Source organism: Acinetobacter lwoffii, from assembly GCF_019048525.1.
GTDB lineage: Bacteria > Pseudomonadota > Gammaproteobacteria > Pseudomonadales > Moraxellaceae > Acinetobacter > Acinetobacter lwoffii_K.
Map to the genome: position 1 here is coordinate 769,660 of NZ_CP077369.1, position 10,978 is coordinate 780,637.

Below are 10,978 nucleotides of genomic sequence, written 5' to 3' on the forward strand. Positions count from 1 at the left end.
TTTTGAGAATTAATCATGAAAATACAAATAAGTTTGATGGTTTTACTGCTGAGTTCTGGCAGTCTGTTTGCCAAAGAAGTCACCAATAAAAGCCCTGAGGCTGAACAAGTCGGCTACAGCTTTGGTTATCTAATGGGAAAAAGTAATGCAGACTCTTTACAAGGTATTGATCTAGATGCCTTCAGTGCCGGGTTAAAAGCGGCAGCTGCCGGAAAACAGGCAACTTTAAGTGATGAAGAGATGGCGCAGGTCTTGACCCAGTTTAAACGTCAAAGTGAAGCCAAAGAGCTGATTGAATTAAAACAAAAAGCTGAAAAAAATGCCAAAATCGGCCAAGCTTTCCTGGCAGAAAATGCTAAAAAACCTGAGATAAAAGCCACCAAATCAGGTCTGCAATATCAGATTCTGCGCGAAGGCAAAGGTAAATCACCAAGTGCCAACAGTAATGTCCGTGTACATTATGAAGGCCGTTTGATCGATGGTACGGTTTTTGATAGCTCGATTGCCCGTAATCAGCCCGTGGTATTTCGTACCACCCAGGTCATTACCGGCTGGACCGAAGGTTTACAGCTGATGAAAGAAGGTGCCAAATATCGTTTCTTCATTCCGGCCGAACTGGCCTATGGACAGATTGGTTCAGGGGATGTAATTGAACCGAACAGTACTTTAATTTTTGATGTGGAATTACTGGAAATTATCAAATAATCCATCATCTTTTACCGATTATTTCATCAGAGAGGTTCAATATGCACCTCTCTTTTTTATGGGCTTAAACATCAGAGAATTGCATGTTTTCATGTCACATTCCGATCAGTTTTGCTATGTTATATTTTAATTAAGTGATTCAACAACAATAGAGGACGTCAGCATGGCAGCAATCAAGACCCGCGAAATTCATTATACTGCACAGGATGGCAGTCCATTGATTGGTTATTTTGCCGCACCAGAAACAGATACAGCCGTTGCCGGCGTACTGGTCGCACCAGAATGGTGGGGGCGTAATGAATATACTGAACAGCGCGCCCGTGAACTTGCAGAACATGGTTATGCGGCCTTGGCCATAGACATGTATGGTGATAAAAAAGTGACCACCCATTCTGATCAGGCGTATGAATGGATGATGCAGACTTTCGAAGATCCTGACACCATCGTCAACCGTGCAACAGCAGCTCTGAATGCCTTGGCAGCGCAGGATGAAGTCAATGCTGAAAAACTTGCAGCCATTGGTTTCTGTTACGGCGGCAAAGTGGTACTGGATCTGGCTCGTTCCAATGCCCCTTTAAAAGCAGTGGCTACTTTCCATGCCAATCTGTCTCCGAAAGCCCCAGCTCAGGAAGGTCAGGTACAGGCAGAAATTCTGGTGCTACATGGTGAACTCGACAGCATGGTGACTCTGGATGATGTCGCCAGTTTCCGTGAGGAAATGCATGCTGCCAAAGTCGAGCATGAAGTAATTGTTTTTGAAAATGCCAAACATGGCTTTAGCAACCCGCTTGCGGATGAACGGGCCAAGGCCAATGGTGTGGATCTTGGTTACAATGCAGAAGCGGAACGAAAAAGCCTGGCAGCGATGTATGCCTTGCTAGACCGTCATTTGGTATAAATAGAAACAACTATCCGGCTTGTTCACAGGCTGAATATTTCAGATACTTCATGAAGAAAAGAAAGATAAATCCTACCAGAGGAGAATGTGTATGATGGCCGAAACCAACTGCCCCTACTGCAATTTTGATGAATATGATGTCATTGCCAAAAATGATTATGGTGTGGTGTTGCCTGAACCGAATTCATTGTCCGAAGGTCACTGTGTGATTATTCCATTGCGGCATGTGGCCTCATTTTTTGAAGTAACCGACAAAGAACGTAAAAGTTTGATGTCTTTACTGGAACAGGCACGCAATGAACTGCAATTACGTTACCAGCCTGCCGGTTTTCATGTTGGTTTTATTGACGGTGAAGTTTTTCAGGAAAAGGTTGAACATCTGCATATTCATATTATTCCGCGTTATGCAGGCAAGACCTTGAAGCTGGATGAGCGCTGGGGAATTAACGATTAACCGGATTCTTTATCAAAAATAAATGCTCTCCGGAGCATTTATTTTTATGAAAGCCAATTTCTATCAAGCTCGATGAACATCTACGTTTTTATCCGACTTTTCACATTCCCACCCTGCTGATTCCGCTATACTAGCTGCTGCTTATTCGGTTGCTATGTGTTCATGTTTGTATTTTCAGATGCCCTGTTGGAATGGTTTGATGTGCATGGTCGTCATGACTTGCCCTGGCAGGTGACAGATGATCCCTATAAAGTCTGGGTCTCTGAAATCATGTTGCAGCAAACCCAGGTCAAAACTGTACTGCAATATTTCGAACGATTTATCCAGCGTTTTCCGACTGTTCAGGACTTGGGTCAAGCCTCATGGGATGAGGTCGCACCCTACTGGGCAGGTCTCGGCTATTATGCCCGCGCCCGCAATCTGCATAAAGCTGCCGGCATCGTAACCGCACAGCAGCAGTTCCCTCAAACCCTGGAAGAATGGATGGCCTTGCCCGGCATTGGCCGTTCTACCGCTGGCGCCCTGATGTCACTCGGTTTACGTCAATATGGCGTAATCATGGATGGTAATGTCAAACGGGTATTGTCACGTTTCTTTGCGATTGAGGATGATCTGTCCAAACCGGTGCATGAGCGTGCTCTATGGCAACTGGCGGAACAGCTCTGTCCTATCGAGCGCAATCATGACTATACCCAGGCGATTATGGATTTGGGTGCGACCGTTTGTACACCGAAAAAGCCTTTGTGTCTGTATTGTCCGATGCAGCAGCATTGCAAGGCTCATCAGCAAGGTCTGGAAAATGAATTGCCTTTCAAGAAGGCCAAAAAAACGGTTCCGGTACGCTTTGCTCAGGTCTTGCTGATCCAGTCCGGTACAGACTGGCTCTGGCAGCAACGTCCCAATAGCGGTCTTTGGGGCGGTCTCTGGTGTCTGCCGATTATTGAAAATGCATATGAATTTGAACAGCAATGCCAGCAGCTGAGCCTTAAAAATATCGTCAAAAAGACCCAGATTAGCCACAGTTTTACCCATTTTACCTGGCACCTTGAAGCGATTGTTTTTGCAGTAGAACAGGATCAGCAGGAACATGTGGCGATTGAACTGCAAGGCTGCTGGATGAGTCCGCAAACAGCAACCGATGCCGGTATTCCGACTGCCATGAAAAAATTGATCACTAGCGTCAATCTGTGACATAGTCTGGACAAAGCAAAATATCGATCAGCTCGACATGAGCATTGCCAATATTTAAGGATGAATAAAGTGCGCCAATACCTTGCTTTGACGTGGATTGCTTTGATTACTGTGCTGCTGGCTGCTTGTAGCAGTACACCGAAAAAATCCCCCGCTGTACAGCTCAATCCTATCCTCGTGCAAAAACTGAAAAGTATGCGAGTGCCGTCCTCTCTACCAATCCCGGTGGCACGTGTACAGGCACGTGAATTGACAGATACCTGGGGTGCTTCGCGTAGTCGCGGACGCCTGCATGAAGGTATTGATATTATGGCTCCACGTGGAACCAAAGTTTTTAGCGCAACTGAGGGCCTGATTGCAGATTTACGTAATAACAATTTGGGTGGTAAAGTAGTCTGGATTCTGGGTCCAGGCGGCTCCTGGCATTATTATGCGCATCTGGATGGCCATAAACGTGGCTTAAAAGTGGGTGACTATGTCAAAAAAGGCCAGCTGATCGGTTATGTCGGCAACAGCGGCAATGCCCAGCATACTGCACCACATCTACATTATGGAATCTATTTACAGGGCAAGGGCCGCGGTGTGGTCAACCCTTATCCCTATTTACGTTAATTTTAGGATATTTACATGTCAGAAGCGTTGATCAATCGTCTGGTAGAATTTGCTGAATCAGGCAATCAACAAAAAATTGTATTGAATGGTCAAACTTACCAGGGCTGGGTGATGGAAATTACCGAGGAAGCGCTTCTGATCAGTACCGGTTATGCCGACAAGGCCGGTAAAGACATGTGGATTCAATTTAGCGATCTGAATCAGGCTGAACTGTCGTATTGGGACAATCAGCAGGATCAATGGACTGTGTTTAAATTATAAAAGCATCAAAACAAGGAGCATCACATGACTGTGCAACGCTGTGGCTGGTGCTCCGATGATCCGCTGTATATCGCCTACCATGACCAGGAATGGGGACAGGCTCTGCTGGATGAAAATCGCCTGTTTGAAATGCTGTGTCTGGAAGGACAGCAGGCCGGTCTGGCCTGGATTACTGTCCTCAGAAAACGTGAAGCTTATCGTGAACATTTTTTTCAATATTCGATTGAATCTATCGCCTCACTTACAGATCAACAACTCCAAATAAAACTTGAAGATGCTAGCCTGATACGGCATCGCGGCAAGCTGAATGCCATTCGGGAGAATGCCCAAGCTTGGCTGAAACTGCAACAGCAAGGGATTAATCTGGTGGAATGGCTCTGGTCTTTTGCCCAGCAACCGCGATTGAATAATGAGGTTGTGGATTATCGGCAAGCACCCGCTCAAACCATTGAGAGCCAGAAGATGTCTAAAGCACTCAAACAGGCTGGTTTTAAATTTATTGGACCCACCATTTGCTATGCCTTTATGCAAGCCGTCGGTATGGTCGATGACCATGAAAATCATTGTGACTTTAAAACAATATTCTCGCATTTAAATAAGAGCTGAAAATCATGTCGAATAATATTATTCAAGCTTATGCTGCTATGTCCGCAGGTGCGGAACTTGAACCTTATCAATTTGATGCCGGAGAACTGCAGCCGCATCAGGTCGAAGTCAAAGTAGAATACTGCGGTCTCTGTCATTCCGATATTTCAGTGATCAATAATGACTGGGGTTCTTCAGTGTATCCGGTCGTAGCAGGACATGAGATTATCGGTACCATTACCCATCTGGGTACAGAAGCTAAAGGCCTGAGAGTTGGTCAACGGGTGGGTATCGGCTGGACAGCGGAAAGCTGCCAATATTGCGATCCCTGCATTTCAGGCCAGCAGGTGCTGTGTACTGGCGGTCAGGTGGCGACCATTGTCGGACATGCCGGTGGTTTTGCCGACAAAGTGCGTGCCGGATGGCAATGGGTCATTCCCCTACCCGAAGATCTTGATCCTGAAAGTGCCAGCCCCCTGCTCTGTGGCGGGATTACTGTATTCGATCCGATCCTGAAACATCAGATTCAGGCCATTCATCATGTTGGCGTAATTGGCATTGGCGGTTTAGGGCATATGGCCATCAAGCTGCTGAAAGCCTGGGGCTGTGAAATTACTGCCTTCACCTCGAACCTGGATAAAACTGATGAACTGAAAGGCATGGGCGCTGACCATGTGGTGAACAGTCGTGATGTCGCTGCATTAAAAGCCCAGCGTGGCAAGTTTGATTTACTGTTGAGTACCGTCAATGTCACCTTGAACTGGCAGGCTTATCTGGCAACTCTGGCACCAAACGGTACTGTGCATATGTTAGGTTTGCCATTGGAGCCGATGCAGATTCCGGCAGGCATGCTGATTGGTGGAGCCAAGTCAGTTACCGGTTCACCGACAGGTTCGCCGGCGGCTTTACGTCAGTTACTCCAATTTGCTGCACGTAAAAATATTGCGCCACAAATCGAAGTCTTCCCGATGTCACAGCTGAACCAAGCGATTGAACATCTGCATTCTGGCAAAGCCCGTTACCGGATTGTACTTAAAGCAGATTTTACAGCTTAAATTCAGTCTGTTTTCACGTGTTAAAAAGACCCAGCGATTGGGTCTTTTTTATTGCAGAGCTTCAGGCAAGACCGCAATAGGTGAAGGCTTGGCCAGCTCGGTCTTCATTTTCTGCAGCATCTGATAAGGTTGTTGTTGCACGAACATATTTACGAAGGTCAAAGGAATGGAACCTTCCGGATTGGCATAACCATAGGTTGAAACCTTGACCTTGTTATTGGCCAGTTTCTGAAAAGTCCAGTCGCCCTGATAATCGGTTAAACGCACATAATCCGGATTTAAAGGATAGCCACTTTGGATGGCTTTATTCTTGATGGTGATCTGGCCATTGGCTTCCTTGATCATCTTGCCCTGTACAATCAGGTCACGGTCTTTTAAGGGAAATGGAAAATCCAGCACCATATACAGGGTAAAGTCACCTTTTTTATCATCGCGGGACAGGATCTTGATGCTACCCATATAGGGAACCCACTGTACGGCATGCTCGACATTTAGAATCAGGGACACGGCATTTTCAATGGGTGCAGTATAGGTGGTTTCAGCTTTATAGAGAAAGACCGGGTTTTGCTCATTCTGGTAGGTCCAGACCTTGATATTGTTTTTATGAATACTGAGTTTAGGCTTCTCAACAGGTTTTGCCTGCGCAATGGCACCAAGCGCCACTGCACAGAGCAGGAAAATCATTTTTTGCATTTTTTATTCGTCTTATTTTAGTTTTAGATTTTTTTATAAATGATTTTGACTCGGTTTTAAACCTGAATATCGTTAAAACCAAGCACGTCCTTCATATCATATTTACGCGCTTCACGGCCGACGACCCAAGCTGCAGCACGTACCGCACCAGAAGCAAAGTTCATGCGGTTAGTCGCTTTATGAGTAATTTCCACACGTTCCCCATCGGCAATAAACATTGCAGTATGTTCACCGACAATATCGCCACCGCGAATGGTCTGGAAGCCAATGCTCTTACGCTCACGCGGACCAGTATGACCTTCACGGCAATACACTGCATCTTCTTTTAAGTCACGACCCAAAGTTTCCGCAATCGCCTCACCCCACATCAAAGCTGTACCCGATGGCGCATCTACTTTATGACGGTGATGTGCTTCAATCACTTCGATATCAACCGTATCACCAAAAACTTTAGAGGCCAGTTCAAGCAGTTTGATCGAGACGTTCACACCCACTGAATAGTTTGCTGCATAAACTACAGGAGTTTCTGTCGCAGATTGATCGAGATAGGCTTTTTGCTCGTCATTCATACCCGTCGTACCAATCACGATGGCAACACCGGCTTCACGGCAGATTTTCAGATGATTGACGGTCGCTGCTGGCGCAGTGAAATCAATCACGACATCACAGTCTTTGACTACATCGGTAAGGCTACCCACGACCTTAACACCTGTTGCGCCAATTCCGGCAAGTTCGCCAGCATCTGCGCCTAATAGTGTACTTTCAGGGCGTTCTACCGCAGCCGCCAATTGATAACCTGCTTCATGCACAGCCTGAATAAGGATACGCCCCATACGACCGCCTGCACCCAAGATCCCAATGCGTGGTGTAGCTGACATAACATAGTCCTGATGTTGATCCAAAATTGCTCTTACTATAGCAAAACTGCGGAATAACACTAAGATGCATTGCATAAAAATCAATGAAAATACTCAAAGAGCGAAATCACTGATATTGATAAGAGTTTTAATCAAGCTTAAGAAGTTAGGCTATCACTTCCGTCAAAGCTATACGATATACATCAACTTGACTCGTCATATAGTTTTTAGCAATTGCTCATATAACTTGAATAAGCTTATTCATAATTTTATCGCTATGATTTTGAAATGATTTACTGAGATTACTGATTTTTGAAGTTAAACAGACGACTTGCCAATACAGTTTTTCCTGTTTAGGCTCGCCATTATTAAGTCAGCTCAAAATCTTGATGATTTAAATCTCAGTTAGATTAACGGGATTCTTATGCAAGACTTTTACTAAATTTTAATTATGAATATCTACTTTTGAATTGATGAGCAGATAGGATTTTAAGTCTTATTGAGACTAAAAGGACTCAATTTTGCCTTATACAAAAATCAGTCCTTAGATTGAGCAAATTAATTCTCTAGCTCTTCGGGAACTTATTAAAAATAATAATACCTAAAGCAAAATTTGCCTGGTCTATACAATTTTGAAAATTTTTCCACTTAAGGTACTTTGAAAGCACATTTCAAAACTGGGACGAATATCTTCACCATCTACAGTGATATGTTTTATATTGGAATGAGATTGTGTTTTAGAAAAATGATGATCGACTGTTGCTTGAATAGCCTGTTGAGCCCCAAACTGATCCTTTACACTGATACTTTGTTTAAGCATATCTATACCTTTAATAATAGTTAAAGTGGCAAAATATCCACTAAAAATTGATATTTCTGAATTTTATCTTTAAATAACTTTATGATTTAGCTTAAATAATTGATTTAGAGAAGTATAGAATGTACGGCCATCTAAGTTTAAATCCACCTCAACTCCAGATGAAAGAAGAACTCTTTTACCCACTTCAATTCTTTTTAAACCCTGACGTGTATTTTGCATTTTATTGAGAGGAATTAACGAAACAATAATTTCAGTACCATTTTTAGATTTTGCAATTAAATCATTTATTTTTAACAGCTTGAATCCTGTTTTTCTAAAGATTTTTCCAATTTGGAAAATAACTTAAAATTAAATTTTGAACGATAAAAAAAGCACTTATTAAGTGCTTTTTTTTACTGTTTATTCTTGCTTAGATAGCAACAATATTTACAGCATTCGGTCCTTTTTGACCTTGAGCTACACTGAATTCAACCAGCTGGCCTTCAAGCAAGGTTTTAAAACCTGAACTCGCAATTTCGCTGAAATGAGCAAAAACATCTGGACCTGATTCTTGTTGAATAAAACCAAAACCTTTAGTTTCGTTGAACCACTTTACAGTACCTTTAACAACATTTGAGTTTGACATAATATATCCTAATAATTTTTAATAATTTTTTAGTCATTTTATAGACTGATTATAACTTTGAAATAATAAAGAATGAGACTTAAAATCTGAAAAAAAACGAAGGATTATGACTAAAACTACGATACTTAAAGAAGATTTACCGAAACAAGACTTTTTTCTAGTTAAGTTAACTATACACGAAAAATTTAATTAATCAAGTTTTCTTATATATATATTTATTTTATTTATTAAAAAGTAAAATTTATAATTATTTCAATAAGATTAAGCTTTCATTGTCATGATAACAAAATAAGAGTAATCTGCTGTACTGGTAAATTTGATAAGTAATGAATGCGATTATATAGCTCTGTAATAACAATATTGGCCTTTTTAATTTCGGGAATGATGCTTTTTTCTCACTTACAAAATATCTATCACCCTCCAAATTTGGACTCATACTTTCTATTTAGATAGTCAAATATAAAAATAGAAACCGCTTTTTAGGCGGTTTTTATGTTTAAGCGAGACTTATCAAACAATAAATAGCATCTTCTAATCTAGAGTATCTTATCTACATAATAAAAAAGGACGCCTCAGCGTCCTTTTTTACTTTCACTCAATTAATCAAACAAACGATCAAAGAATGATTTTTTCTTTGGTGATGATTTGCTATCTTCACCATCCATGGTTTCTTGCAGTTCTTTTAACAGTTCACGTTGACGTGCACTTAAGTTGACTGGAGTTTCTACCACAATACGGCACAGCAAGTCACCTTGCATGCTGGTACGTACCGGTTTAACACCCTTACCACGTAAACGGAACAGTTTACCTGTTTGCGTACCTTCAGGAATTTTCAGACTAACACGGCCATCTAGCGTAGGAATCTGAACTTCCTTACCTAAGGCTGCATCAGCAATTGATACCGGCACATCCATATACAGGTCAGCGCCATCACGCTGGAAGATTTCATGCTCACGCACCACCACTTCTACGTACAAGTCACCTGACTGACCATCACGGATTGCTTCACCCTTACCGGTCAAGCGAACGCGGTCGCCATTATCCACACCCGCAGGAATAGTGACTTCCAGAGTTTGCTGACGATCCGACACACCTGAACCATGACATTTATTACATGGGTTCTTGATGATCTTGCCCTGACCACGACAGGTACTACAAGTTTGCTGTACGGAGAAGAAACCTTGCTGCATGCGCACTTGACCAGCACCATGACAGGTACGGCAGGTTTCTACATCGTTTGGATTTTTTGAACCCTTACCATCACAGGCATCACACGGTGCCGGTGCAGTAAAGGTAATGGTTTTCTTGACACCTTTGACCGCTTCTTCCAGGGTCAGTTCCATCACATAGCGTAAGTCAGAACCACGGCGTGCGCGTTGCTGGCCACGACCACCGCCGCCACCAAAAGCACCACCGAAAATATCACCGAACTGGCTAAAAATGTCTTCTGCGCTGAAACCACCGCCGAAGCCGCCACCGCCGCCCATACCACCCTCAAAGGCCTGGTGGCCCATACGGTCGTACATGCTGCGCTTTTCACCATCAGAGAGCACTTCATAGGCCTCTGCTGCTTCTTTGAATTTCTCTTCAGCTTCAGCATTGTCCGGGTTACGGTCTGGATGATATTTCATCGCCAACTTACGGTAGGCTTTTTTGATTTCATCATCACTAGCGGTTTTAGCGACGCCCAAAACCTCATAATAATCACGTTTAGCCATGTCTGGCGATGCTCCTCACGGAATTTTGTTTAATATTCAACTGAGGTCTGAAATTGGGGTCAAACCGAGTTTTACAAGGGGAAATATGAAAAAAATTATACGCTTTAGAACACAGCTTTGTTTTGAGAGAATTTATGGATGCCTTTAAACCAGGCATTGATCAGGAAAATAAAGGCAATAAAGCTGAAAATTACCCCGGTCACTACACAGGCTTTAACCCAGAGCTGGCTGTCCCAGGCAAAGAAAAACAGGGGAATAAACCACAGCGCAGCGAAGATCGCCAAAATGGTATAAATCACGATATTACGCATGATCCACAGTGCCTGCGCTTGTAACCAGACCTCGGCATAATCAACCTGGGTGACTTTACGTGCGAACCAGTAGGCCAATAGTCCACTAAACAGGGTAAATAAGGCCAAAAACATGAAGACATAAGCCATCGCTACGGAACGTCGCATCTTGGTTAATGTATCTTGAGTCATGTTTGGTTCAACCTCGTTACCG

General features: G+C 43.1%; 15 protein-coding genes. 8 read left to right on the forward strand and 7 right to left on the reverse strand.

All coding sequences use genetic code 11. The features are described from left to right. Window positions 1–15 precede the first annotated feature (15 nt). From I6L24_RS03590 to ahr, 8 genes are all read left to right on the forward strand, one after another. Window positions 16–705, forward strand: coding sequence for an FKBP-type peptidyl-prolyl cis-trans isomerase (locus I6L24_RS03590; protein WP_216986439.1), 690 nt, complete (start codon window positions 16–18; stop codon window positions 703–705). A 163-nt stretch (window positions 706–868) separates the two neighbouring features. After that, window positions 869–1,603, forward strand: coding sequence for a dienelactone hydrolase family protein (locus tag I6L24_RS03595; RefSeq protein ID WP_216986440.1), 735 nt, complete (start codon window positions 869–871; stop codon window positions 1,601–1,603). A gap of 94 nt (window positions 1,604–1,697) precedes the next feature. Further along, complete coding sequence (locus I6L24_RS03600) at window positions 1,698–2,057, forward strand: HIT family protein (protein WP_026055739.1); 360 nt, start codon at window positions 1,698–1,700, stop codon at window positions 2,055–2,057. Between the two features lie 162 nt (window positions 2,058–2,219). Continuing rightward, window positions 2,220–3,248, forward strand: a complete 1,029-nt coding sequence (gene mutY, locus I6L24_RS03605; RefSeq protein WP_410550298.1) for an A/G-specific adenine glycosylase — start codon at window positions 2,220–2,222, stop codon at window positions 3,246–3,248. A gap of 60 nt (window positions 3,249–3,308) precedes the next feature. Further along, on the forward strand, window positions 3,309–3,860 hold the full coding sequence (locus I6L24_RS03610) for a M23 family metallopeptidase (RefSeq protein ID WP_206687199.1): 552 nt from the start codon (window positions 3,309–3,311) through the stop codon (window positions 3,858–3,860). A 15-nt stretch (window positions 3,861–3,875) separates the two neighbouring features. Then, window positions 3,876–4,121, forward strand: a complete 246-nt coding sequence (locus I6L24_RS03615; RefSeq protein ID WP_216986442.1) for a hypothetical protein — start codon at window positions 3,876–3,878, stop codon at window positions 4,119–4,121. Between the two features lie 24 nt (window positions 4,122–4,145). Next, entirely contained in the window at window positions 4,146–4,727 is a 582-nt protein-coding gene (locus I6L24_RS03620; protein WP_216986443.1) for a DNA-3-methyladenine glycosylase I, read from the forward strand. 5 nt (window positions 4,728–4,732) lie between these two features. Continuing rightward, on the forward strand, window positions 4,733–5,761 hold the full coding sequence (gene ahr / locus I6L24_RS03625) for an NADPH-dependent aldehyde reductase Ahr (RefSeq protein ID WP_216986444.1): 1,029 nt from the start codon (window positions 4,733–4,735) through the stop codon (window positions 5,759–5,761). A gap of 48 nt (window positions 5,762–5,809) precedes the next feature. Here ahr and I6L24_RS03630 read toward each other — a convergent pair whose 3' ends face one another. From I6L24_RS03630 to I6L24_RS03660, 7 genes are all read right to left on the reverse strand, one after another. Further along, window positions 5,810–6,454: an START domain-containing protein gene (locus tag I6L24_RS03630; protein ID WP_216986445.1), complete on the reverse strand. Its 645-nt coding sequence runs from the start codon at window positions 6,452–6,454 to the stop codon at window positions 5,810–5,812. Window positions 6,455–6,510: 56 nt separating this feature from the next. Further along, window positions 6,511–7,332 (reverse strand): 4-hydroxy-tetrahydrodipicolinate reductase, encoded by an 822-nt coding sequence (gene dapB, locus I6L24_RS03635; protein WP_004728905.1) that lies wholly within the window; start codon window positions 7,330–7,332, stop codon window positions 6,511–6,513. A 601-nt stretch (window positions 7,333–7,933) separates the two neighbouring features. Then, a complete protein-coding gene (locus I6L24_RS03640) occupies window positions 7,934–8,131 on the reverse strand; it encodes a hypothetical protein (RefSeq protein WP_004728908.1) in 198 nt (65 codons plus the stop codon). A gap of 69 nt (window positions 8,132–8,200) precedes the next feature. Beyond that, entirely contained in the window at window positions 8,201–8,428 is a 228-nt protein-coding gene (locus tag I6L24_RS03645) for a hypothetical protein (protein WP_004647679.1), read from the reverse strand. Window positions 8,429–8,540: 112 nt separating this feature from the next. Then, window positions 8,541–8,756, reverse strand: coding sequence for a cold-shock protein (locus I6L24_RS03650; RefSeq protein WP_005105001.1), 216 nt, complete (start codon window positions 8,754–8,756; stop codon window positions 8,541–8,543). A gap of 599 nt (window positions 8,757–9,355) precedes the next feature. After that, window positions 9,356–10,474, reverse strand: coding sequence for a molecular chaperone DnaJ (gene dnaJ / locus I6L24_RS03655; RefSeq protein ID WP_005104999.1), 1,119 nt, complete (start codon window positions 10,472–10,474; stop codon window positions 9,356–9,358). A 104-nt stretch (window positions 10,475–10,578) separates the two neighbouring features. Continuing rightward, entirely contained in the window at window positions 10,579–10,956 is a 378-nt protein-coding gene (locus I6L24_RS03660) for a hypothetical protein (protein WP_005245471.1), read from the reverse strand. Between the last annotated feature and the right edge of the window lie 22 nt (window positions 10,957–10,978).